The organism is Pseudoalteromonas sp. MMG010 (assembly GCF_018100905.1).
Taxonomy (GTDB): domain Bacteria; phylum Pseudomonadota; class Gammaproteobacteria; order Enterobacterales; family Alteromonadaceae; genus Pseudoalteromonas.
Genome location: NZ_JAGJEG010000007.1, coordinates 76,093 through 101,135, shown reverse-complemented (window position 1 = coordinate 101,135; position 25,043 = coordinate 76,093). Strand labels below are relative to the sequence as shown.

General features: G+C 38.6%; 23 protein-coding genes. 5 read left to right on the top strand and 18 right to left on the bottom strand.

Annotated elements, in window-relative coordinates; genetic code table 11:
• Positions 1-66: 66 nt before the first annotated feature.
• From J8L70_RS09240 to J8L70_RS09230, 3 genes are all read left to right on the top strand, one after another.
• Entirely contained in the window at positions 67-471 is a 405-nt protein-coding gene (locus tag J8L70_RS09240) for a chalcone isomerase family protein (protein ID WP_211055281.1), read from the top strand.
• Complete coding sequence (locus J8L70_RS09235) at positions 464-1,000, top strand: DUF3833 domain-containing protein (RefSeq protein WP_211055280.1); 537 nt, start codon at positions 464-466, stop codon at positions 998-1,000. The genes J8L70_RS09240 and J8L70_RS09235 overlap by 8 nt, the downstream gene beginning before the upstream one ends.
• A gap of 195 nt (positions 1,001-1,195) precedes the next feature.
• Positions 1,196-1,471 (top strand): HU family DNA-binding protein, encoded by a 276-nt coding sequence (locus tag J8L70_RS09230; RefSeq protein WP_211055279.1) that lies wholly within the window; start codon positions 1,196-1,198, stop codon positions 1,469-1,471.
• A 310-nt stretch (positions 1,472-1,781) separates the two neighbouring features.
• On the opposite strand, the gene ilvN is transcribed toward J8L70_RS09230, so the two are convergent.
• Positions 1,782-2,279, bottom strand: coding sequence for an acetolactate synthase small subunit (gene ilvN, locus J8L70_RS09225; protein WP_211055278.1), 498 nt, complete (start codon positions 2,277-2,279; stop codon positions 1,782-1,784).
• The gene (locus J8L70_RS09220; protein WP_211055277.1) at positions 2,279-4,003 is read right to left on the bottom strand and encodes an acetolactate synthase 3 large subunit; all 1,725 of its coding nucleotides are present in this window, start codon (positions 4,001-4,003) and stop codon (positions 2,279-2,281) included. The genes ilvN and J8L70_RS09220 overlap by 1 nt, the downstream gene beginning before the upstream one ends.
• Positions 4,004-4,451: 448 nt before the next feature.
• Here J8L70_RS09220 and J8L70_RS09215 point away from each other — a divergent pair, with 448 nt between their 5' ends.
• Entirely contained in the window at positions 4,452-7,484 is a 3,033-nt protein-coding gene (locus J8L70_RS09215) for an immune inhibitor A domain-containing protein (RefSeq protein WP_211055276.1), read from the top strand.
• A 46-nt stretch (positions 7,485-7,530) separates the two neighbouring features.
• Here J8L70_RS09215 and J8L70_RS09210 read toward each other — a convergent pair whose 3' ends face one another.
• The 6 genes from J8L70_RS09210 to J8L70_RS09185 form a co-directional block, all read right to left on the bottom strand.
• Positions 7,531-8,538 (bottom strand): isocitrate dehydrogenase, encoded by a 1,008-nt coding sequence (locus tag J8L70_RS09210; RefSeq protein ID WP_211055275.1) that lies wholly within the window; start codon positions 8,536-8,538, stop codon positions 7,531-7,533.
• 177 nt (positions 8,539-8,715) lie between these two features.
• On the bottom strand, positions 8,716-10,413 hold the full coding sequence (locus tag J8L70_RS09205; protein ID WP_211055274.1) for a hypothetical protein: 1,698 nt from the start codon (positions 10,411-10,413) through the stop codon (positions 8,716-8,718).
• Complete coding sequence (locus J8L70_RS09200) at positions 10,413-10,799, bottom strand: DUF3192 domain-containing protein (protein ID WP_211055273.1); 387 nt, start codon at positions 10,797-10,799, stop codon at positions 10,413-10,415. The genes J8L70_RS09205 and J8L70_RS09200 overlap by 1 nt, the downstream gene beginning before the upstream one ends.
• 53 nt (positions 10,800-10,852) lie before the next feature.
• Positions 10,853-11,632 carry a flap endonuclease Xni gene (gene xni, locus J8L70_RS09195; protein ID WP_211055375.1) on the bottom strand — a complete coding sequence of 260 codons (780 nt, stop codon included), beginning with the start codon at positions 11,630-11,632 and terminating at the stop codon, positions 10,853-10,855.
• A gap of 10 nt (positions 11,633-11,642) precedes the next feature.
• Positions 11,643-12,986, bottom strand: a complete 1,344-nt coding sequence (gene ppnN / locus J8L70_RS09190; protein ID WP_211055272.1) for a nucleotide 5'-monophosphate nucleosidase PpnN — start codon at positions 12,984-12,986, stop codon at positions 11,643-11,645.
• A 64-nt stretch (positions 12,987-13,050) separates the two neighbouring features.
• Positions 13,051-14,601: a GGDEF domain-containing protein gene (locus tag J8L70_RS09185; RefSeq protein WP_211055271.1), complete on the bottom strand. Its 1,551-nt coding sequence runs from the start codon at positions 14,599-14,601 to the stop codon at positions 13,051-13,053.
• Positions 14,602-14,809: 208 nt separating this feature from the next.
• On the opposite strand from J8L70_RS09185, the gene J8L70_RS09180 reads away from it, so the two are divergent.
• Entirely contained in the window at positions 14,810-16,582 is a 1,773-nt protein-coding gene (locus J8L70_RS09180) for a PDZ domain-containing protein (RefSeq protein WP_211055270.1), read from the top strand.
• A 78-nt stretch (positions 16,583-16,660) separates the two neighbouring features.
• On the opposite strand, the gene J8L70_RS09175 is transcribed toward J8L70_RS09180, so the two are convergent.
• From J8L70_RS09175 to hisG, 10 genes are all read right to left on the bottom strand, one after another.
• Positions 16,661-17,419, bottom strand: coding sequence for a glycosyltransferase family 25 protein (locus J8L70_RS09175; RefSeq protein WP_211055269.1), 759 nt, complete (start codon positions 17,417-17,419; stop codon positions 16,661-16,663).
• Positions 17,420-17,487: 68 nt separating this feature from the next.
• Entirely contained in the window at positions 17,488-17,667 is a 180-nt protein-coding gene (locus tag J8L70_RS09170; RefSeq protein ID WP_211055268.1) for a DUF1289 domain-containing protein, read from the bottom strand.
• Between the two features lie 42 nt (positions 17,668-17,709).
• Positions 17,710-18,324, bottom strand: a complete 615-nt coding sequence (gene hisIE, locus J8L70_RS09165; RefSeq protein WP_211055267.1) for a bifunctional phosphoribosyl-AMP cyclohydrolase/phosphoribosyl-ATP diphosphatase HisIE — start codon at positions 18,322-18,324, stop codon at positions 17,710-17,712.
• Positions 18,315-19,094: an imidazole glycerol phosphate synthase subunit HisF gene (gene hisF / locus J8L70_RS09160; RefSeq protein ID WP_211055266.1), complete on the bottom strand. Its 780-nt coding sequence runs from the start codon at positions 19,092-19,094 to the stop codon at positions 18,315-18,317. Before hisF ends, hisIE begins: the two co-directional genes overlap by 10 nt.
• Entirely contained in the window at positions 19,076-19,810 is a 735-nt protein-coding gene (locus tag J8L70_RS09155) for a 1-(5-phosphoribosyl)-5-[(5-phosphoribosylamino)methylideneamino] imidazole-4-carboxamide isomerase (RefSeq protein ID WP_211055265.1), read from the bottom strand. Before J8L70_RS09155 ends, hisF begins: the two co-directional genes overlap by 19 nt.
• 33 nt (positions 19,811-19,843) lie before the next feature.
• Positions 19,844-20,434: an imidazole glycerol phosphate synthase subunit HisH gene (gene hisH / locus J8L70_RS09150; protein ID WP_004586382.1), complete on the bottom strand. Its 591-nt coding sequence runs from the start codon at positions 20,432-20,434 to the stop codon at positions 19,844-19,846.
• Complete coding sequence (hisB, locus tag J8L70_RS09145) at positions 20,431-21,492, bottom strand: bifunctional histidinol-phosphatase/imidazoleglycerol-phosphate dehydratase HisB (protein ID WP_211055264.1); 1,062 nt, start codon at positions 21,490-21,492, stop codon at positions 20,431-20,433. The genes hisH and hisB overlap by 4 nt, the downstream gene beginning before the upstream one ends.
• Positions 21,489-22,598, bottom strand: a complete 1,110-nt coding sequence (gene hisC, locus J8L70_RS09140) for a histidinol-phosphate transaminase (RefSeq protein WP_211055263.1) — start codon at positions 22,596-22,598, stop codon at positions 21,489-21,491. Before hisC ends, hisB begins: the two co-directional genes overlap by 4 nt.
• Positions 22,588-23,889, bottom strand: coding sequence for a histidinol dehydrogenase (hisD, locus tag J8L70_RS09135; protein WP_211055262.1), 1,302 nt, complete (start codon positions 23,887-23,889; stop codon positions 22,588-22,590). The genes hisC and hisD overlap by 11 nt, the downstream gene beginning before the upstream one ends.
• A gap of 5 nt (positions 23,890-23,894) precedes the next feature.
• Positions 23,895-24,794 (bottom strand): ATP phosphoribosyltransferase, encoded by a 900-nt coding sequence (gene hisG / locus J8L70_RS09130; RefSeq protein ID WP_211055261.1) that lies wholly within the window; start codon positions 24,792-24,794, stop codon positions 23,895-23,897.
• Positions 24,795-25,043 lie beyond the last annotated feature (249 nt).

Here is a 25,043-nt window from a genome sequence, read left to right as displayed (position 1 = left end):
ATCTTCTCACTGCTTATGTGTTGCAACACATTCTCAGCCGATTTTATAAAAGTGGGCGAAAGCCGAATGAGTTATCTTTTTTGGGATATTTATGATGCAAAATTATATACCCACACTGGAAAATACCAACATATGACACACCCCATTAAGTTCTCCTTACGGTATTTAAAAGACATAAAAAAAGAAGATATTGTTAATGCAACCAATGAGCAATGGCAGCACTTAGGTAAAAGCGAGCTTATAAGCCGTTACAGTCAAACTTTATTAAAACTTTGGCCCGATATACAAAAGGGCGATACGTTAACGCTCATAACCTCAGACACAGGAGAATCAACCTTTTACTTTAATACGTTGGCGCTAGGTGAAATTAATGACCCTGAATTTGCCGAGCAATTTTTAGCTATTTGGCTTAGTAAACACACCTCACAACCTTTACTAAGAAAACAATTATTAGGATTAAGCGATGACTAAAATAGTGAAGTTATGTTTGCTGATTATATTTACAAGCATACTTAGCAGTTGTTCCTCAGCTGACGTGAGTGCGTATAAAGAAACAACCCCTGATTTTAATTTTAAACGCTTTTTTAGCGGAAAATTAAAAGCCTATGGTGTAGTACAGGATTATAGCGGTGACTTGGTGCGTAAATTAGTGGTCGATATGGACGCAAGTTGGCAAGGTAATAAAGGCACCATAAAAGAAGACTTTATTTATGACGATGGCGAAACACAGCAACGGACTTGGTATATTACAATTAATGATGACAACACAATAACAGGTACGGCTGATGATGTGATAGGCACGGCAAGAGGTCAAAGTAGCGGTGGGGTATTTCATTGGCAATACGACGTTGAATTAGCCTACGACGATTCTATGGTTGAGGTTCATTTTGATGATTGGATGTATTTAATTTCTGATGATCGCTTAATAAATCGTACATCAATAAATAAGTTGGGCTTGCAAGTCGCGGAGCTTACCTTATCAATCGAAAAAGTAAAATAACGCACAGTATCTTTAAATAATTAATATTTAGTTCATATTGTTGCATTATCTAGCGTATTTTTGATTAATAAATTTTAAATATCACTCAATTTTCAATGAAATTACGTAAAATATGCAATTTGGTGTTGCCATCACCTTTAAAATACATAAAGATAGGATTTGCGAAGGCAAAATAATAACGAATAGGAATTTAAAATGAATAAAGCTCAATTAGTTGATAAAATTGCGACTGACGCAGAAATCTCAAAAGCAGCTGCTACTCGCGCACTTGACGCGTTTACAGGTGCTGTTACTGCTTCATTAAAAGAAGGTGATTCAGTTGCATTAGTTGGTTTTGGTACTTTCTCTGTTAAAGAGCGTGCAGCACGTACAGGCCGTAACCCTCAAACTGGTGCTGAGATCCAAATCGCAGCAGCAACTATCCCAAGCTTTAAAGCAGGTAAAGGTCTTAAAGACCAAGTTAACCCTTAATCGCTTTAAAAGATTGTAAAAAAAAGGGCTTTTATAGCCCTTTTTTCATTGTCGGTCCTTTTTAATCTTCACTTTTAATAAAAATACGATCAATTACTTTACTACTTGCCCGAACCTGCCTTATTAATAAAAACACAGTGTTTTTCACATCTACGCATTAGTATGATTTAAGGTGAGTTTGTTGATGTATTTGTCATTTACCCTATGGGCAACACTAATTCTTGTTATCGTGAGTGTGAAGAGGGATAAGTGATGAGATGGGGCCTAATAGTGTAAAACAGTATTAGACCCAATAAAGCAGGTTGAAGCGCTATGCTTTTAAGGCTTTGTCGCCTCGTCCAATGCCTACAGCACCGGAGCGTACTACTTCGATAATTTCGCTTTCATGGCGTAAGGTATCTAAAAATGACTCAATTTTTTCTGTGCTACTGACCAACTGTAAACTATAACTCAGCCGACCCATATCTAAGATAGTACCTTGGTAAATATCGGCAACGCGAGTTACCGCAGCACGTGTGCTTTCGTCTTGAGCAAAGACTTTAACAAGTAGCAATTCACGTTCGATATGACTCATCTCGGTTAAATCAATTATTTTAAGTACATCGACCAATTTATTAACTTGTTTGGTGATTTGCTCCACAATGCGATCATCGCCCATCGTCGTGATCGTAATACGAGATAACGACTCATCATCGGTAGTACCAACCGTTAAACTATCGATGTTGTAAGAGCGCTGTGAAAACAAGCCAACAATACGTGATAGGGCACCGGGTTCATTTTCTAATAATATAGATAAAATACGACGCATTATGCTTTCACTCCTTTACGTAACCACATCTCATCAATGCCACCTAATTTAATTTGCATTGGATAAACATGCTCTTTTTCATCAACACGTATATCAAGAAATACTAATTTGTCTTTTATACTCATTGCTTTGTCCATCGCTGGCTGTAGCTCTTCAAGGGTATCTACTTTAATCCCAACATGGCCATAGCTTTCGACTAATTTTACAAAGTCAGGGAGAGAGTCCATGTAAGATGATGAATGGCGTCCACCATAAATCATATCTTGCCATTGGCGAACCATGCCCAGTGAGCGGTTATTTAGTGATACCACTTTGACGGCAAGGTTATACTGTAAACAAGTAGATAACTCTTGAATATTCATTTGAATTGAACCATCACCGGTCACACACACCGATTCTTTGTCTCTAAATGCTAACTTCACGCCCATTGCCGCAGGTAAGCCAAAACCCATGGTGCCTAAGCCACCTGAGTTAATCCACTGACGAGGGTATTTAAATGGGTAATATTGCGCAGCAAACATTTGGTGTTGTCCAACATCAGAACTAATATAAGCTTCACCATCCGTTGCTTTATAAATTGCCTCTATAACCGCTTGAGGTTTAATTTTATCGCCTTCGTTTTTGTAACTTAAACATTTTACTTCACGCCAGTTATTGATTTGACGCCACCACGCTTCTTGTGCGTTTTTATCTATTTGTATTGTACTTTCATCGATCGCGCTTTGTAATTGCTCTAGTACGGTTGCTAAGCAGCCCACTACAGGGATATGCGCTTTAATTGTTTTAGAAATCGACGTAGGATCAACATCGACATGTACAATGGTGGCATTAGGGCAGAATTTTTTAACGTTATTGGTAACACGATCATCAAAGCGTGCACCTAGCGCTAAAATGACATCTGCATGGGCCATGGCTTTGTTTGCCTCAACAGCGCCATGCATACCTAACATACCGATAAAATTAGGATGCACACCTGAGATACCGCCTAACCCCATTAAAGTATTCGTGATTGGTGCATTGAGCGTTTCAACCAAATGTGTCAATTGCTCTGAGGTATTTGATAAAATAATACCGCCACCTGAATATATTACTAAATTCTTAGCCTCTAGAATGGCTGTAACAGCTTTGCGAATTTGTTTAGAGTGGCCTTTTGTATTTGGGCTGTAAGTTCGCATTTCTGTTGTGGCTGGAAAATCAAAATCAAATTTAATTGCAGGGTTGAGCATATCTTTAGGTAGCTCTACTACAACAGGGCCTGGACGACCAGTACTGGCAATATAAAATGCTTTAGCAAGAATTGTCGGAATATCTGCAGCACTGCGACAATTAAAACTGTGTTTAACCACGGGGCGTGAACAACCAACAATATCGGTTTCTTGAAATGCATCATCGCCAATTAAGCTAGTGGGCACTTGGCCTGAGAGTACAACCATAGGCACAGAGTCCATATAAGCTGTTGCGATACCTGTAATACAGTTGGTAGCGCCAGGGCCCGAAGTAGCCAGTACAACACCTACCTCACCCGTCGAACGGGCATAACCATCTGCCATATGAGTAGCAGCTTGTTCATGGCGCACTAAAATATGTTCAATATCGTCTTGTTGAAATAAAGCATCATATAAATCAAGCACAGAACCGCCTGGGTAACCAAAAATATACTTTACTTTTAATGCTTTTAAAGCTTGAACAACCAGTTCGGAGCCATTAAATTGTTGTTTATTCATCCTCATTCCTCTGTGCTGCAGTGCATGTATACCAAAAAAAAACCCTCGCTATTTGCGAGGGTTTTAAAAAGGAGAATCACTTTTTAATACATCCCCGCTGGGCTTATTACCAAGACCAGTACGAGAGAAATTAAAATGCGAAACGTTAAATTCATAAATAATCACTTTTAAACAATTAAACTGTTTACTACCTAATATTTTATAGCTCTATTTTTAAGGTTTTACGGCTTTATGTCAACAGTGAGATTGAATTAAAATTGCAAAAAATAGATTCATTTAAATAAAAAGAAACTTCAGAGGCTTCTTTATAAGCTTTTATTAGAAAAAATATACCTTTTAGGCGTGCTTGATACTCATTTATACACATAACAATATAAATGATAGAAAAGGTACATAGAGCTGGATATTTTGGGTATGATTAATAGCTAATCTGTTTGAGGGACTTACAGTGAAAATTATTACTCGCTTAGTATTAGTATTGTGTACTTTTTTTAGCATTTTTATCAACGCAGCAACTCCGCAAGATTTGGGGGTGGTTGATAAAGAAAAAATTCTATATTGGTTAAAAAAAGATAAACCGTTATCTGAGGAAGATTTAGCGATTAAATATGCTGAGTTTATCAATTTTGATGCGGCTAAAAATCATAATGCATTATCATTAAAATACGGCTTTAAACACCCCTCTTTGCACGTGATACCGCCTTCGAACATAACTAAAACACGCTCAGCACCCACTTCATTGATAAGCGATGAGGTAAATAATACTCTCGATTCTGTTAAAGTTCTGGCTATTTTAATCGATTTTCCTGATTTATCTCATGATGATAACAAATTAAATGAAACCGACACTGATATGTATTATTCGCAATATCCAGTGTCTCATTATCAGCAACTATTATTTTCTGAATCTGGATACACAGGACCTAATGGTGAAAACTTACAAACTGCATTTGAGTATTATAAGGCGGCCTCGGGCAATAGTTTACAATTTACAGGTGATGTATTTGGATGGGTAACTGCTGATCATCAAGCAAGTACATACGGTGCTCGTTTAGGAACCCAAAGAGATATAGCCGCTCCCGATTTAGTTAAAGAGGCGGTTGAAAAAGCTGTAGAAGCTTATGATATAGATTTGAGCGAGTATGACTTAACTGATTTAGATGATATTGACGGTGATGGAATCATTAATGAGCCAAATGGTATTATCGACCATGTGGTGATTTTTCATTCTAGTATTGGTGAAGAAGCGGGTGGAGGGTATTTAAGCACCGATGCTATTTGGTCACATCAATATTATGTATTAGATGATGAAAATCAACCCACTTCTATTGCAAATAGTGATGTGAAAGTGTTTGGTTATACCATTAATCCAATAGATGCTGCTATTGGTGTTGTCGTTCATGAGTTTGGCCATGCACTGGGGCTTGCTGATGAATACGATTTGAGACCCAATAGCATTGGCGAGCCAGTTGCTAATTGGTCTGTTATGTCGAACGGTACTTATGGCGGCGCATTGAGTGGCACTGAGCCTGTCATGTTTAGTGCATTTGCACTTGATTATTTGCAAAATCGTTATCAAGGAAATTGGGTTAATCAATTAACATTATCAATGCGTGAACTTGATGAACGCCCTGAGCATACGCTGACACATGCTGCGAATACAGATACGCAGTTAAGCCAAATAAAGTTACTGTCAGAGAAAACCTTAGAAGCATTTAAAACCCCAGTAGAAGGTAATTTTCAATATTATTCAGGCACCGGCGATAATGTAACTCATCGTTTTACACAAACCATTACTTTGCCATCAACAGATGAAGCGTTAACCCTCGCGTTTGTTGCTTTTTACAGTATTGAAAAAGACTATGATTTTGTTCAAGTTAAGGTTAATTCCCAGCCAATTGAAGGTAATTACACCGAAAGTGTAAACCCATACTATGGTAATATAGGCCCCTATATTTCAGGTGATTCATTTAGTAATGGGGATGCACAACAACCTAATAACTACCTTAACTATAGCTTTGACTTATCATCTTATAATGGTCAAACCATCACATTAAGTGTTGAATATTATACAGATACAACAACACATTATTATGGTTTTGTGTTTGATGACGCGAAAATAACACAAAGCGATACTGTTATTTGGCAAGATAACGCAGAGTCTTTGTCCAGTGCTGATTTATCTGGCTTTAGTCGTATAAGCAGCTACATTTATGCTCCTGATACACATTACTATTTGCAATTACGCGCTCATTTGGGCATTGATTCGGGTTTACAAAATGAAGCTTATTCACCGGGGTTACTGCTTTGGTTTAGCTCTCAAGCATATGATGATAATAATGTAACAACGCATCCAGGATCTGGTTTTGCGTTAATTGTAGATGCTGATCAACAACAGATTAATCAAGGGACTACGACTAATGCAGCCGCAACGAGTATTCAGATACGCGATGCCGCATTTAGTTTATACGATCAAACGCCTGGCTTAGGTGATACCGAACTCTCCGCTATTAGTCAATTTAGTGATGCGGATGATTATAGTTTTGCGGTACAACCGGAGTCTGGGGTGGTATTGCCAGCTAATGGTTTCAATTTTAATATTATTGAACAAGCTTCAAATAGTGAAAGTATCACGATTGCCCTTAATTACGATCAAGTGCAGCATATCCAAACGAGTCAACAAGACAAGCGTGTAACATTTACTGTCGAAAACCTTAATATCAATGCAGCTGATACGTTGTTATGGGATTTTGGTGATGGTGAGTTTAGCGAACAATTAACTCCCACGCATGATTATTCACAATATGGTACCTATGATATTTCATTTGCTGCAACCGATGCTGAGGGTGTTTTAAAATCCGCCGTCGCAACTTTAACTGTGGCAGAGTCGTTTACAATTGAAAAGGTTAATTATCAAGTTGACCAATCTATACTTAGTGCAAGTGTTGAGTTGACTGGTGGGCAAACCCCTTTTTCATATTTATGGCAGTTAGGGGATGAGACTCAGTTAAGTGATGCGGTGATTTCGCATCAATATTTACTTTCGGGTGAATATACAATTTTACTCACCGTGACAGATAATGCTCAGCAATCGGCATCGCATAGTTTTATAGTCAACGTTGAGGTGCCGTTGCAACTTGATGCGCAAGTAGCGGTATCAGATAAAACGGCTTCTTTTAGCGCTCAAATAGCAGGGGGTTATGGTCAGTACAGTTACCATTGGGATTTTGGTGATGGTAACGAGGTATCAAATAGTCAAAACCCAAGCCATACCTACATTAATAGCGGTCGTTATAACGCAAAAGTGACGATTACAGATACGACAGATAATAAAACGATCACTAAAACAGTGGCTGTCGATATTTTAGAGCAAACAACAGTAGAGAAAAAAAGCAGTAGCTCGGGGTCGTTACAGTTTATGTTGATCGTTTTACTAATGGGGTGGGTATTTAAAAATTGTCAATATAACGTCAGGCCATAAAGCCAACTAAAACGGCTTTATGGCAATTAATTATAAAAAGGTTAAATTATAAGCGCTCAATCACTGATTGGGTGAAATCGGTTGTACCATGATTTCCGCCCAAGTCGCGTGTTGTTCTGTCGCCAGATTTAATCACTTCAGCAACCGCTTGACGAATACGCTGTGCTGTATCGCCCATATTTAAATGTTCTAACATTTGAATTGACGCGAGAATAACTGAGGTTGGGTTCGCTAAATTTTTACCTGCGATATCAGGAGCACTGCCATGTACAGCTTCAAAAATAGCCGCATCTTCACCAATATTAGCACCCGGTGCCATTCCTAAACCACCGACTAAACCAGCACACAAGTCAGAAAGAATATCGCCAAATAAATTAGTCGTCACAATAACGTCAAACTCATCTGGGCTCATTACTAATTTCATACACGTGGCATCAACAATCATTTCAGCTGATTCGATTTGTGGGTAACGCTGGGCAACTTCGCGTGCCACTTTTAAAAATAAACCAGATGTTGATTTTAAAATATTTGCTTTATGGACTGCGGTGACTTTATTGCGACCTTCTCTTATTGCTAACTCGTAGGCAAAGGTTAAAATCTTTTCAGCACCTTCACGTGTGATCATTGACATGGCTTGCGCTTCATTACCATCTTCACTTGTGACTTGGCCTAAGCCTGAGTACATTCCCTGAGTATTTTCACGAACAGTAATAATATCAATATTATCGTAACGTGCTTTTGTACCGATAAAGGATTTAACAGGACGAACATTCGCGTATAAACCAAATTGTTTGCGTAAAGTAACATTAATCGAGGTAAAACCTTCACCAACCGGTGTGGTTAGTGGACCTTTTAACGTGATTTTATTTTTCGCGATAGTATCAATTGTCTTTTGCGGTAATAGTTCACCGGTTTTTTCTAGGGCAGTTAATCCAGCATCAACAAATTCATAATCAAAATTACAACCCGCTGCTTTTAAAATTTCTAATGCGGAGTCTATGATGCTTGGACCAATACCGTCGCCTTTGATCACTGTAATCGTTTGATTAGTCATTGAATTTTCCTATAAAAATAATTGCACATAAATAGTTACTCTAAAGAGAGCACACTTGTTAGGATATTTATGTGACGAAATGAGATATGAGGCTGTATTTATACCAATAGGCGATGCATTTAGCTAGTTTATAATATTTATATGGGGTATAAGCTTGGTTTATAGTAGCAGTGCAATCTACAAAATGTCAGATAGATTAAGTTCACTTATCGCGCAGTTAAACGCTTCTTGTGACTCCCAACCCTGAAGCTTAAGTTGTTGCGCTAATGTTTGCTGTTGCCAACTGCTGAGTATGAGCGTGGGTTTGTAGATACATTGTGCAATGATTTTTAAGCATACCCAAAGTTTACTGTCTACTGTGAGTTCTGCTTTGCTGCGCTGTTCAGCATCAAGTAATGCGGGCATCCATTTATTATCATTTAATAAATCAGTCAGTCGCTTATTTTTGTGCTCATCTAAAGTATGCGATACACCAAAAAAAGCACCTAGTGGCGCGCTGTATGTTTTATTTTCTTGCTCATTAATTACTATTTTTCGTGAGATTGTGGTACTTTCATAGGTCAGTAAATAATAGGCATAAGCATAAAGAGGCAGTACGATATGCTCAAATTGTAGCGCTTTATTTTTACTGACTATAAGCGCTGTTATATCAACTAAACTTGTTAATCTGTTTAAGAAAAACTCATGCATTGGGTGAGCAATGCTTTTTACTAATTCACAAAAGATAACCCGTTGTAAAACCGCAGGCAAATTGTAATAGCCAATCATAGACAAGCAGTGTTTTAAATTACTCGCCGTTTGTTGTTCTTTGTTATAAAACTTTGCAGCGTGACAAAGTTGTTGCACAACACAAGGGTAGGGCTTAAGCATGACGTCTAAGCTTTTAAAAGTATATTCGTGATTAACCTTTAATTTTGTTAAAAGTTCAACGAGCTTTTCTGTATGAGCGGCTTTTTTGTTATCAATAGGTCGTGGTATATATTGGCTATTCCACATATTAAAATGTAGGCGAGGGTCATTACATTCTCGTTGTTTGGCATTGTTATTTAATCTCGCTTTTAGACTAAGCCAATTAAGTTTACCCCCAGATGTATTCTCAACGAGTATTGCTCTATTTTTCTGATCAGTACACACAAATACAGCCTGTTTTTCGCCATAAGTTACCAGGCTTGCAGGCAGTATAGGTCCAATATGCTCAATCAGGCATTGCAACGCTGTTTGTGTAAATATATTGGGTGTACGGATATATAAGTCACTAATCGCCTTATAAAAATCAATATGCTTTGACGATTTTTTAAATGTTATATTTGTAGAGATAATATTTGCGATACTTAATAATATGACACCACGGTCATAAAGCATCACTTTTGGTGCATTTAATAATGCCTGCTTATATTTTTGTAACTTACTAAGCGAGCTTGAAAAAATAAGTAAAGAGGGATGCTCTGTTTGCAAAATTTTTAACGCTAGTTTATGTCGTGAGTGCCATAGCTGTTTGTCACTCAGTACTAAAGGAACATCGTTATCTCGTTTATTTAATTGTGTTGTAATACAAAAGTTATCTAATAATGAAACACAGATAAGATTGGTTGAAATTTCATCATCATAACCTTGAGATTTACATAATGCAGCGGTGATGATGCACTGATTAATTGTTAAATTAGTTGCATAGCTGAGTTTTGCATGATGTAAAACCCATTGCGCTTGCATTGCAAGGGGAGCTTGAGAATACAATTGCCAGTATTGTTGTGCGAGTTGACTTAAAACAGGGTAAACAGTGTGCCATTTCTCTTTGTTATAATATAAAGTGCTAAATAACGCGGTTCTTTTTAATAAAGCATTGAGTTGTTCCGCTATCGTATTATCACTATTCACTAGGCTGTATACTCTAAATATTTTTTATAGGCATCAGGGCCCCAGTAAATAAGTTCGCCACTTTTAAATAGTAAACCCGTACATTCATCCATCGTTGTAATGCCGTCTGAATTGACATGTTGAGTTCGATAGAAAATAACTTGCCAAACTAACTCTCCTTGGCGTTTTGCGTAGGTTAAATCTGGGCTCCCCAAATAATCTAATACAGTATTAACGGTTGTGGTTTGTTCAAGACTAATTTTTTCTATATACCGTTTATTAAATGCTTCACGGTCCTGCCATATCATTGCTTGTGGATCATCTTTGTAAAAGGTGATCACTAAACTTGCTATGAGTGCGTACATACCAAGCCCTAATACTAAATACCTTAATACTTTTTTTAACATTATCGACTCGTATAATTAATATTCATAGTGGCAAAAACGACGAGGTTCTCCCGTTAATTAGCTGGAAGACGTAACTGTTTTAAACTAAATCCCAGATTAATATCACAACGTAAACTCACTAGATTTTTAGATATTATAAACATAGCCATGTCTGATTGTAATTTTTTTTGTAATGATGGGGACAGCGTGTCGCTGTTTAATGCCAGTTCTATTTCATCATTGTGGTTAATTATTTGCAGTGCTGATTTATTACCTATGCCTTTTACTCCCGGTACATCATTGGTTTTATCTCCCGCGAGCGCCCAAAAATCAATTAATCTATTTTTTGGTATAGCAAATCGATTATGTATATCATCTTCATTAATAAACTGTTTTTTAAAATAATCATAAACAGCGATGTGCTGGGATAAAAAAGGCAAAAATCCTTTATCCGTCGATACAATTGTACTTGAAATCGCATTATTAGCCGCTTTATTTGCTAATGTGGCAATCACATCATCAGCTTCATCATTAATGGGTTGATAGACGACAATCCCAGTTTGTTCTATGGCGTCTTTAAATAATGGCAATGCTTGTTTAAGCTCACTCGGCATAGGCGAACGAGAGTGTTTATATTCTTTATAGTAATGGTAGCGCCAACTTTTATCACCATCGAACACGGCAATAGCATGGGTAGGTGAGACATTAGCAAGCAACTTTTTACACGCATGATTTACACGGGCACAACTGCTCGCTATCATTTTTTCATCACTGTGATGTGTTTGATTGGCATCAACAGCATAAATGCGCCTAATTAAATTAAGCGCATCGATTAACAATAATTGGGGTTTCAACAAGCGATACTCACGTTTTTAATTTATAACACGGTATATAGTCAGTACCAGGCAATTTCATTCGCCCTTGTGTGACAAAAGCGCGTAATAAACGATCTAAATTAGTCATAAAATCTTGGTCACCATCTAAAATAAATGGACCATATTGTTTGATAGCTTTAACGGCATCATCTTTTATATTCCCCGCAACAATACCTGAAAAAGCACGCCTTAAATTAGCGGCTAATAATTGTTGGGGTTGGTTTAAGTGTAAATCTAACGACGCCATATTTTTATGTGTCGGTGCAAATGGTCGCTGAAAATCAGGGTCTATGTGTAATGTCCAGTTAAAGTAATAAGCGTCACCTTGGCTTTTTCTATATTGGCGAACTTGGCTCATGCTTTGATTTAAGGTGGTTGCTACGCGTTTGGGATCATCAATAATCACTTCAAATTTACTCAGCGCAGCTTCACCTAAAGTCATCTCGATGAATTGACATAATTCTGTAAAATACGCTTCGCTTTGTTTCGGTCCGGTTAAAATAACAGGTAAGCATTGTTTCTCATTCTTAGGGTGTAATAAAATACCCAGTAAATATAATAGCTCTTCTGCAGTTCCGGCACCTCCAGGAAATATAATGATTGCATGGGCTGTACGAATAAAAGCCTCGAGTCGTTTTTCTATATCGGGGAGAATAACCAACTCATTAACAATGGGGTTAGGCGGCTCTGCTGCAATAATACTGGGCTCTGTGAGCCCTAAATAACGATTATTGCTGATACGTTGTTTCGCATGCCCAATAGTGGCTCCCTTCATGGGCCCTTTCATTGCGCCAGGACCACAACCTGTACAAATATTTAAGCCTCGTAATCCAAGTTCATAACCGACTTGCTTAGTGTATTTATATTCTACTTCATTAATCGAATGTCCACCCCAACACACGATCATGTTTGGTTCACTATTTACTTCTAATGCACCGGCATTACGCAACATATCAAAAACCATATGAGTTACCGATTTTTGGTCTTGATGAACACCGTCGTATTTTTGGCAAATAAATAAAATATCGCGAAGAACAGAGAAAATGTGTTCATGAATCCCTGTCATTATTTCACCATCAACAAAGGCGGTTGCTGGAGGATTACTTAACTCAATTTTTATACCGCGCTCACGGCTTATTAGTTTAATGTCAAAGTCGCTAAATTGGCTGTATATTTCTTGTTCGTCATCGGTGTGACTTCCTACATTTAATACAGCTAAAACACAATTTCTGAAAAGTCTGTAGCGCTCACTGGTCGATGAATGTTCAAGTAGGTCAACTTCTAATTGAGAAAGTAAACTTAATACGCCTGTGGGGTTAAGTTGTATTTTCATTGCAATTCCTCGTCGATATAACTAAATAATTATACAGTTAAGCAACATAGTATTACATCTGTATTTACTTACTAAGACAAAGGCGGTCTCTACCCGAGTTTTTAGCTGTATAAAGTGCATCATCAGCACGATTAAATGCATCTAATTGTGTATCACCAGACTTTAATTGCGTAGCGCCTAGTGAAATCGTAATTTGTATTTGAGTGTCTTTAAATTTAAACGGGATTGCTTTTATTGTCTTACGTAATTTTTCTAACGGAATACTCGCAAACTCTAGTGGCGTTCCAGGCATTAAAAGCACAAACTCTTCACCACCGTATCGGGCAATAAAATCAGACTTTCTAATTGATTTTTGTAATGCTTTAGAAATTACTTGCAGGGTAATATCTCCTGCACTGTGCCCAAACCGGTCATTAATCGATTTAAAATGGTCCACATCGATTACGACTAAAGTTAAGTCACTTGCTTCCATATTATACAGATGAATTTCATGGTTATAACGCTCATCAAATGCTGCTCTATTTGGTAATTTAGTTAAACTATCAATTAAACTTTGCGAACGTTGCTCGTTTAAACGCTTTTTGTATTTAGTCAGTTTACTTTCTAAATTTGAAATATGTTCGTTAATATTTTTAAAACTATCGATTAACGTGTCTCGTTCAGCTTGTTCTAGTTTTTCTTTAGCTAAAAAATCTTGGCTAAGGGATTTTAGTTCGTTATCGACAATTTCTTTTAATGCTGAAATAGAGGTCGCTTTTTGTGTTTGAATATTCAGGTTTTTAATTTTGCTTTCAATTTTACTGTTTAAATCTTTAAATTCTTGGTTCATCGATTCTGAATGAGTGCGAGTTGAAACGATAGAAACATGTAACTCTTCAATGGTTTGGTTTAATGAAACCAAAAAGTTTTGAGCCGATTGCCTTTCTTTAGAAATATTTTTAACAACAATTTGAATTATCGCTATCGCTGAATTAAGTAATGAATCAAGCGAATCATTTTCGGCAAGGTCGTTTTGAATGTCGATTATTTGCTTGGCTGCATTATCTTCTAATTTTAATTCGTTTGATAATTGAAGTAATTTTTTTGCGAGTGCCGGGTTCGCTGTTTCATTTTTACTCTCGCTTATTATCTCTAATTTTACTTTTAAAACTTCGTGATAAATATTAACTAATTTGTCTAAAAGTGGAATATAGGCTGGAGTTGAGTGAACATTTGCTAGTTCATGGTCAAGTAAATTACGTAATACGCGTCGTGTTTCTTCAGGCATTTTTTTTGTTTTTTGCAGTTGTTTTCCTGCATTTTGCACTGATGAAAATAACGCTTGTTGCTGTGATAATTGTATTTTTTCTTGTGATTGCAACATGTGCATAATGTTATCGATCATAGGAATGAGTAATTCAAAATCGATGCCTTTAGTTAATGCCGTTCTAAATTTAGCCAATTTGTTATCAAGCTGAATATCAATGCCTTTACTGCATAGGGATAATTTAGCAGCAAGCTGTGACAACTTATCAACTTGAAATTTACGTGCATCTTCAATAGCAATGCGAGCTTCTATTGCCTGCTTTAATTTTTGATTCGTTACATTTGAGTTGTCTTGCACTGATAGTTCCATTTGGCATTTAACTATGTATTTAGTTTACAACAAAAATAAACTATGTGTAGTTATCTCTTTATATTCTTAGTATTTTTAGCTAAAAAATTGATCCCGTCGGGTTGTTTTACTCCTGTCAACTCATACAGTGGGTACTTTAACGTTTTTTATTCACTTTTATTTTTTCAATTGTTAGTATCTCAGTCACTAATAATTATTAAAAGCTGCTATGAAAAAACTAATCGCACTGTCTCTTCTTATTACATCTTTACCGACTCTTGCTGATGTAAATTATAGCCTTAGCATTGACCAGCCTCAGCATCACCTTGGCAATGTGGAAGTAGAATTTCCAAAAACAGTCCAAGCACACTTAGACGTAAAACTGCCAGCATGGCGTACAGGTCGTTATGAAATGCTTAATTTAGCAAATGGCGTACGTTATTTTGATGCTAAAGATAGCAAAGGTAACCCATTAAAATGGGAAAAAATTGACTTTAGTACCTGGCGTATACATCTTGATTCACCGAGTAAAGTGAATCTGAGTTATCAAGTATATGCTAATGAGCTAGCTAAACGAGCACGTCACATTGATGATAGTCATGCATTTATTGATGCTTCAGGTTTTTTTATGTTCAGCGAAGCTTTTCGTCAGGAGCCTGTGACAGTCGCTTTAGATGTGCCTAAGCAATGGCGTTCTGTTTCGGGTATGGAAAACCATAAAGGACAACATAGTTTTACTGCTGCCGATTATGATATTTTAGTTGATTCACCAATCGAAACGGGGATTAATCATCACTACACCTTTGAAGTCGAAGCAAAGCAATACGAATTAGTCATTTGGGGTGAAGGGAATTACGATGTTGATTTAATGTTGAGCGATCTGAAAAAGCTTGTCACAACCGGTCATGTAATTTGGCAAGAGTATCCATATGATCGTTATGTATTTATGGTACATGCTACTTCTGGTGCAGGGGGCGCCACCGAACATATTAATTCGACAATCATTCAACGCCCTCGTGATCGCTTTGGTAGCCGCGAAGATTACTTAGCATTTATAAGTACCGCAGCTCATGAATTTATTCATACCTGGAACGTAAAAGCATATAGACCAAAAGGTCTGGCTCCTTATGATTACACACATATGAATTATTCAAAACTATTATGGATTGCAGAAGGCTCAACCAGTTATTTTGAAGATCATCTTATGGTTCGTTCAGGAATTGAAACCACAGATGAATTTTTTAATGTGATGACTAAAACGATTAATCGTCATTTACAAACACCTGGCAGAAAAGTGCAAAGTGCCAGTGAAACCAGTTTTGACAAATGGATTAATCAAGGGGGCGATCATGCTAAAAACTACAGCACGAATATCTATTTAGAAGGCTCTCTTATCTCTATGCTACTTGATATTAACTTACTTGAAACAACAAAGGGCAAAGTTAATTACCGTGATGTACATAACGAACTTTATAAACAGCACAAACTACCAGATGGCTTTACTGAGCAAGATGTACTGGCTATTTTAAAGCAGTTAACAGGTCAAGATTACTCTCAGTGGTGGCTTAATAACGTGACAAACCCTGCACAAATAGATTTTGAGACCTTATTATCTAAAGTCGGCTTGAAGTATGAGCGTCCAATTAAAGCTAAAGCACTTGCTAGCATAGATGCGTTGGCAAAAAACACTGGCGAGCTACTTACGTTAACCCATGTACGTCGTGATGGTGCTGCATGGTTAGCAGGTTTAACAACCGAAGATAAAATTGTTGCTATCAACAAACAACACGTAGGCAAAAACTTAAAAGCTAGTTTAGAGGCGTTTAATGCTGGGGATAAAGTCACGGTAAGCTTTATTCGTCGTGATGAGTTGCATGAAACAACATTAGAGTTAACTGAGGAATTTGATAAACCTAAAAAGGTAGTTGCTGACCCTCAAGCAAGTTTAAGCCAACGCGCAATGTTTAAAGCATGGATTGGTGTAGAACATCCTGCAATGTAATTAAATTACACCGTTAAAAAAGTAAATAAACTCTTTTAACGGTGTTTAAATTAACTGCTAGTTAATTTAAATTATTGATTATATGTGGCTATTTTGCGTTTTTTTTATAAATTCTTTAGTTGCTTTGCTGTTTGCTAGCATCGCTGATAGCTGTTGAATTTTACGTTTAAAAAACGCTTTCTCTGCTCTTTTTTGTGAGCTTCTTGCCTTAATATCACTCTTGATTTCTTCATCTTGTAAAATAGGGTAGGGCATCAATGAATAACCAAAAACCCCAGTTTCCCAGCTATGCTGTAAATCACAATCAACAGGACGACCAAAGCGAGTTGTTGCTTCTAATAATTGTTTCGCACCAGAATAACTTATAGCGGTTGCGCAACATCCTGTCATTAACTTGCTGTGAATCACTAAGCGCTGTTGATGATTAAGCGCTTGGCTGTAAGCAATAGGTCGAGGCCTATTTTGATAAGCGGCTAATTTGATAAGTTGCCATGGCTGAGAGAGTTTTTCGATATTATTAATGGCGTGATGAATACTGGCATCAATATAGAAATCATCTTCTAGTACAATGGCATATTCTAATTGACGGTCAACAATTGTTTGCCATGCTTTTCGATGGCTAAGGTAACAGCCAATTTGCCCAGGTTGCAGTGGATAATGGTAGTTTTTTTTATTTAAATTGATATCGTAGTGTTGACTAATTTCTTGTTCGGATAACAAGGCTCCATCAACGGCATCAATTCTTTCAAAGGGCAAAGATACAGCAGCTAATCGATCATGGGTTTGCTGTAATCGATCTTTCGAACGTGCTAAATTTATTACAAATACAGCAGCCATTGTTTACCTCAAAAATAAAAAACTAATTATAATCTTGCAAACAACGAAAGACAACTAGCGCTATAGCATTAATCTTTTCGATCTTCTCTTGGCATGGCTAAAATCGCTTTTTTTTCATCATCACTAAGAATGATCCAATCAAAGATTTCTTCATTTGTACGCCCACAGCCTTTACAATACCCACTTAAGCGTTCACAAATACCTTTACAATCAGTTTTATATTTACTTGTTTGATTAGTATTTTGCATATAAAAATGCTGATCTAAGCAAGGCTTAGATCAGCGAAACCCTTATTTATGACGGCTTTGTAAACACTTTACAACATCTTCAAGGGCTAAGCCTTGGCGTTGTAGTAGTACCGTCAGATGATAAATTAAATCAGCCGACTCGTTAGTGAGTTCATCGTTATCGTTTTTCATTGCAGCAAGCGCCACTTCGACCCCTTCTTCACCTACTTTTTGACAACTACGACTTAAGTCTTTAGCAAACAATGAAGCGGTGTAGCTTTTTGATGGGTCGTCGTTTTTACGCTCAACAATGACATCTTCTAATTGTGCTAAAAAGCTCAGGCTAGGTTTAGCGTCATCGCCAAAGCAGCTTTGTCTGCCTAAGTGGCATGTTGGGCCCTCAGGGCTTGCCAGTACCAAAATTGAGTCGTAGTCACAATCAGTATGTACTGATACTACGTTTAAGTAGTTTTCTGATGACTCGCCTTTAGTCCATAAGCGCGATTTAGAACGTGAATAAAAGGTCACCTTGTTACTTTCAAGCGTTACCTTCAGCGCTTCGCTGTTCATAAAACCTTGCATTAAAATAACCCCAGAGCGAGCATCTTGAACAATAGCAGGGATCATTTCGCTTTTAGCAAAATCAACTTGAGTTTGGTTTTGTATGGTTAATTGCATAGTCTTGCTGCCACTTGGTTATCAGTTAAAAATTGTTTTAGTTCGCTAATGTTTATCACATTTTTATGAAAAACACTGGCTGCCAATGCGCCATCTACTTCGCTTTGTTTAAATACATCTACAAAGTCTTGCATGCTGCCTGCACCGCCAGATGCTATCAAAGGTATATTACATAAAGCGCGCATTTTACTTAGTTGCTCGTTGTCATAACCATTACGTACACCGTCTTGGTTCATACAGTTTAAAACAATTTCGCCTGCGCCTAAGTCTTGTACGCGTTTTACCCATTCCTCGGTTTTATAACGTGTACGGCTCGATGCATTAGGATCGCCGGTTAATTGATACACTAAGTAATCGCCGGTCACTTCATCGTAAAAGCTATCAATACCAACAACAACACATTGCTTACCAAATTCATCGTGTAGCTCTTTAATTAGCTCAGGGCGGGCAATAGCAGGGCTGTTAATACTTATTTTATCGGCGCCGCGCTCTAATACACGCGCTGCATCGGCTACGGATTTAATCCCCCCAGCCACACAAAAAGGAATATCGATGTGGCGGGCAATGCTCTCTACCCAATTAACATCAAGTAGGCGTTTTTCAACACTGGCGCTGATCTCATAAAACACCAGTTCATCGGCACCGGCATCGCTGTATGCTTTTGCCATTGTTAAAATATCGCCAACCACTTCATGGCCTTTAAATTTAACGCCTTTAACAACTTGGCCGTCTTTCACGTCTAAACACGGGATTATGCGTTTTGATAACATACCAACGCCTCCTCAACGCTAAATGCACCATCGAGCAGTGATTTTCCTAAAATAACACCGCCGACACCGAGCTCTTTTAGCTTTTTAATGTCATCAAGTGAGCTTACGCCACCCGAAGCTTGCACTTTAATAGTACTGTTATGGTTAGTTAAATCTTCATATAATTCAAACGATGGGCCTTTCATGGTGCCATCTTTACTGATGTCCGTACATAAAAAATCAATAACGCCTAAGCTGACATAAAAATCAACAAGCTCAAGTAAACCAAACTCAGACTCGCTCAACCAACCGTGGGTAGCAGGTGCCCAGCCAGTGGCTGTTTTATTTACATCAAGGGCAATAACAAAGTGCTCTGCGCCAAATTGTTCAATCCAGGCTTTAACTTGCTCGCGTTTTTCTACCGCCATAGAGCCAATAACAACTTGGTTAGCACCGGCTTTTAGCCAATCACTTACATCTTGCTCTGAACGAATACCGCCGCCCACTTGGTATGGTACATTAAGCGCTTTAGTGGCTGCTTGAATATGTTGCCATTGTTTTTTACTCGGATCGCGTGCACCTTCTAAATCGACAAGGTGTAGCTTACCTGCGCCACTATCGGCATATTCTTTTAAACGAGCACCAAGCTCGAATGGGTAAAACTGAGCGGTGTCGTATTTACCTTGGTATAAACGAACAATTTGATTTTGTAATACGTCTAATGCTGGAATAATCACAACTAATCTCTTTATTGTTAGTTGATGGGCGGCTTATAGCTGCCAATCAACAAAATTTTGTAATAAACGTGTGCCTACTTTTGCACTGCGCTCTGGGTGAAATTGCATGCCAGCGTAGTTGTCTTTTGCAACAATGGCTGAAAAGGTTTGGCCGTATTCGCCGCTTACAAGTGTTGCATCGTTTACGGTGTGAGCAAAGCTATGTACAAAGTACACTTGCTCATCTTGTGTTAAGCCTTTAGTAAGTGCATGCTCTTTATTTACGCTTAAGTTATTCCAACCCATATGCGGCGACGTTAAATTACCTACATCGAGTGCTTTTACTTGCCCTGGTATTTTACCTAAGCACTGTACGTTACCTTCTTCGGTGCTTTCGCACAGTAACTGCATTCCTAAGCAAATGCCCATCAGTGGGCGCTGATATTCATTGATTGCTTGTTGCCAGCCGTTATCTACTAGGCGTTTCATCGCAACCGATGCATGACCAACACCTGGCAATATAGCGCGCTCAAAACCCGCTAATTGCTCTGGTGAAGTAATTACTGTTGGCGTTTGCCCTAAGCGTTCAAACGCAAAGCGTACTGAATTTATATTGGCACAACCGGTATTTATTATGGCTATCATAAACATCCCTTAGAGCTGGCTGTTTGTTGGGTCGTGTCTTGTGCTACGGCCATACGAAGGGCACGTGAAAATGCTTTAAATAACCCTTCTACTTGGTGATGACAATTACCGTCGCTCACCGATAAAATAAGGCTAATAGCAGCGTTATCACTTAAGCTTTTGAAAAAATGTTCAACCATTTGCACGTCTAAATCGCCGGCTTTTTCGCGGCTAAAGTTGGCGTTTAATACAAATGAGGCACGGCCAGATAAATCAATTTGCGCTTCCGCTTTACATTCATCCATCGGTAGTGCAAAACCATAACGCGCAATTTGTGATTTAGTACCAAGGGCTTGTTTAAGGGCGACACCTAGCGCAATACCAATGTCTTCAACAAGGTGGTGCTCATCGATGTGTAAATCGCCTTTGGCTTTAATATTTAAGCCAATGTTTGCGTGGGTACGAATTTGATCAAGCATATGATCAAAAAAGCCAAGACCCGTTTCAATACTGCCGTTTTTAGTTTGATCTAGGTTTATGGCGACATCAATTTGAGTTTCTTTGGTATTACGGGTAACACGGCCTTCGCGGTTTGCAGTGGTTAGCTTTGTTACAATTGCAGGCCAGCTGCCATCGTACAAAATGCCTTCACAACATAAATTTTGTGCAAGACCAATATCGGTTTGGCGATCGCCAATTACATACGAACGTGCTAAATCCACTTTGCCCGATCGCATAAGCTCGGTTAGTAAGCCTGTTTTAGGTTTACGACAGTCACAATTTTGCTCATCAAAGTGTGGGCAAATTAATACGCTGTCAAAGTTAATCCCTTGACTTTGCATTATATCCATCATTTTATCTTGTGCTATGTCAAAATCAGCAGTCGGGAAGCTGTCTGTGCCTAAACCATCTTGATTCGATACCATCACTAAGCGATAACCTGCCGCTTGTAATTGTAATAAAGCTGGGATAACACCTGGTAAAAAGGCGAGCTTTTCTAGGCTATCAACCTGTTTGTCTGTCACCGGTTCTTCAATAATGGTGCCGTCGCGGTCTATAAATAAATAGGGGTTACTCATGATACTTCTTTTCCTGCTAATGATGCTGTGGCCGCTGGCATTTGTAAGCCATCTAACCAGATTTTTACTTGTTCGAGCTCTTGTTCACTACCAATTGATATACGTAACCAATCATCTTCACCATATAAAGTGAAAGCGCGCATGACCAGCCCTTGTGCAAGTGCTGTTTTAAAGTAGTTTCTATCGGCTAATTTTAAAGTAACAAAGTTGCCTTCACCAGTGAGTATTTTTAATACACAATCCGAAGCCTCTAACCAATCAATTAATTTGGCTTTTAGGGTATTTAAAATGGTTACTTGACGGCGCATCGATGTAATTGCATCGGGTGCAATCGCTTGCGCTGCAATACTTGCTACCACACCCGATACAGGATACGGCGCTATCACTTTGCGGATAGGTGCAAGCACGCTTTCTTGTGCAAGCGTAAATCCCGTTCTTAATCCAGCAAGTGCAAAGGCTTTTGATAATGTACGTAATACCACGACATTACTATATTGGCTGATGAGTGCGGTGGCACTTTGCTCTGGGCAAAACTCAATATAAGCTTCATCAACGATAACAAGCGCTTTACCCGCAAGTGCACTTGCAATGGCTTTGACTTTATCAAGGGGTGTTAAGCTACCCGTTGGGTTATTTGGGTTACAAATGAACACCAATTTAGCGCTTGCGACAGCGGTGACTATTTCCTCAACACTGCCATTTAATAACAACGCTTGCGTGAGTGCATTAATGGTTACATTGTGTGTATCTGCGGTTACTTTGTACATGCCGTAGGTGGGTAAAAAAAGCGCAATACTGTCTTTTGCGGGTTCACAATAGGTGCGTACTAAAAGCTCAATACCTTCATCAGCGCCACGCGTCATTAATACATTTTCGTTATCAAGCTGTGTGTAAGCCGCGTAACGTTCTATCACCAGTTGTGGTTGTGGGTCTGGGTATCTATTTAAATCTTCAATACTTAACTCAAGGTTTTTAGCATACGGGCTTTCGTTCGCATTTAACCACGTTGTACCGCTAAGTTTTTCACTTTTTGCTGAGCTGTATGCAGCAAGGGCTGCAATGTTATCAGGTAATAAGCTAGACGCTGTTGCGCTCTTATTGCTCATTTTTAATTGCCTCTAAACGAATTGATACTGCATTTGCGTGAGCATCAAGGCCTTCAGCATCTGCCAGTGGTAAAATAGCTTTAGAAAGTTGTGTTAGGCCACTTTTAGTAATGGTTTGTACGGTGTAAGTACGGAAAAAATCAAGTAAGTTTAAGCTTGAATAAGTTGCACTATAACCGTAGGTCGGTAACACATGGTTAGTACCCGATGCGTAATCGCCTGCTGACTCTGGTGTATAATCACCGACAAATACCGAGCCTGCATTTTGTACTTTATCTAAATATGGTGTGGCATCAGCAAGCTGCAAAATTAAATGCTCTGGACCGTATTGAGCAGAAACCGCAAAGGCTTGCTCAATGCTGTCGACTAAGATAAGTGATGAATTAGCCAGTGCTTGTTCAGCCGTTTCTTTGCGGCTTAAGTTGGCGAGTTGACGTGAAAGAGCGTGTTCTGTTTGCTCAATTATATTCTCGCTGTTACATAATAAAATAACTTGCGAGTCGCCGCCGTGCTCAGCTTGCGAGAGCAAATCGGCTGCGATAAATTCGGGGTTTGCACGCTCATCGGCAATAACTAAAACTTCAGATGGGCCGGCGGGCATATCAATTGCCATACCTGGAATGGTTTGTGCCACAAGCTGTTTTGCCATGGTTACAAAACTATTACCGGGGCCAAATATTTTATTTACTTTGGGTACTGATTCTGTGCCGTAGGCCATAGCAGCAATTGCACCGGCCCCGCCACTTTCTATTAATGTGGTGATGCCGCACAGTTTTGCTGCATATAAAATGGCTGGGTTTATCTTCGCATTACCTTGTACTGGTGTTGCTAAAACCACAGTTTTTGCACCGCTTAATTGTGCAAGCACACCTTGCATTATAACCGATGATGGTAGTGGGGCACTTCCCCCTGGTACGTAAATTCCAACTGCTTCGATGGCTTGATATTTTAATTCACATTCAACGCCTGGTTGAGTAGATAGTTTAATATCTTTAGGCAATTGTGCTTGGTGAAAACGTTTTACGTTTGCATAAGCGGTATCAATTGCATATTTAAGCTCTGCGCTCAGTGATTGCTCTGATGCATTTATTTCATCAAGCGGAACACGTAAACGAGGGTTAACTCTATTATCAAACTTTTCAGCCATGGCTAATAAAGCGTTGTCTCCGTGCTCTTTTACCTGTGCTAAAATGCCCTGACAAATAGCCTCTACTTTAGCGCTTACAGAAACAGCAGGGCGCATAAGCGCTGCTGTTTGTACTTGTGAAGATTCCTCATTCCAACGAAGCATGGTAATTACTCCATCATTTTTTCAATTGGCATAACTAAAATAGAGTTTGCGCCTAAAGCTTTAAGCTGCTCCATTGTTTCCCAAAAAAGTGTTTCACTGCTTACCATGTGAAGTGCTACGTACTCCTCAGAACCAGCTAAAGCGAGTAACGTTGGCTGACCCGTACCAGGTAATAAATCACAGATTTCGTCTAATTTATCTTTTGGTGCGTGAAGCATAATGTACTTGCTTTCTTTTGCTTGCTTAACACCACGTAAACGCGGCATTAGCTTGTTGATTAACGCTAATTTGTCTTCGTCTTGTAGGTCTTTATTTTGAATTAAACACGCGTTCGATTCTAAAATAGTTTCACCTTGCATTAAGCCATTCGCTTCAAGTGTTGCACCGGTAGATACTAAATCACAAATAGCATCGGCAAGGCCTGCACGTGGCGCTACTTCTACAGAGCCCGTTAACATAACAGTGCTTGCATTTATCCCTTCACGGTTTAACCATTGTGTTAAAATTTCAGGGTAGGTTGTTGCAATACGCTTACCTTCAAACCAGCTTTTATCGCGTTCACCTAATTCTTGTGGCCATGCAAGCGCTAAACGACAGTAACCGAAGTCTAGTTTAGCAAGTTTGCTAACTTCGCTACTGGCACCTTGGCGCTCGCGTTCAGCTTGTACTTCTACTAATACATTTTCGCCAACGATACCTAGATCACATACACCGTCCATTACTAAGCCTGGAATATCGTCATCGCGCACGCGTAGTACGTCAATTGGCATATTTGTAGAGTGTGCGATTAAGCGTTGTTCACGAAGGTTTAATTTAACGCCAAGTTGTTTTAGTAAGTCTTGGCAATCTTTTGATAAGCGTCCGCCTTTTTGGATAGCGATACGTAGGCGATTTGTGTTACTCATTATTCATTTTCCTTTAATTTAAAAACTAAAAACCCCGAGTGGAACCTCAGGGCGAAAATGAATCATATAATTTGACTCGCCAGAGGTTCCTTTTAGGAATAACCTCTCAGCGAAAGACCTGACAGGTTATTCCGGTGAATGGTGGTGATGATGTACTTTTGTCAGGTTTAAACGCATTTTGTTTCCTATAATACTATCGTGATAATCACAATAGATAAAAATTGTTTGTTAAATATTTCAAGGCCATAA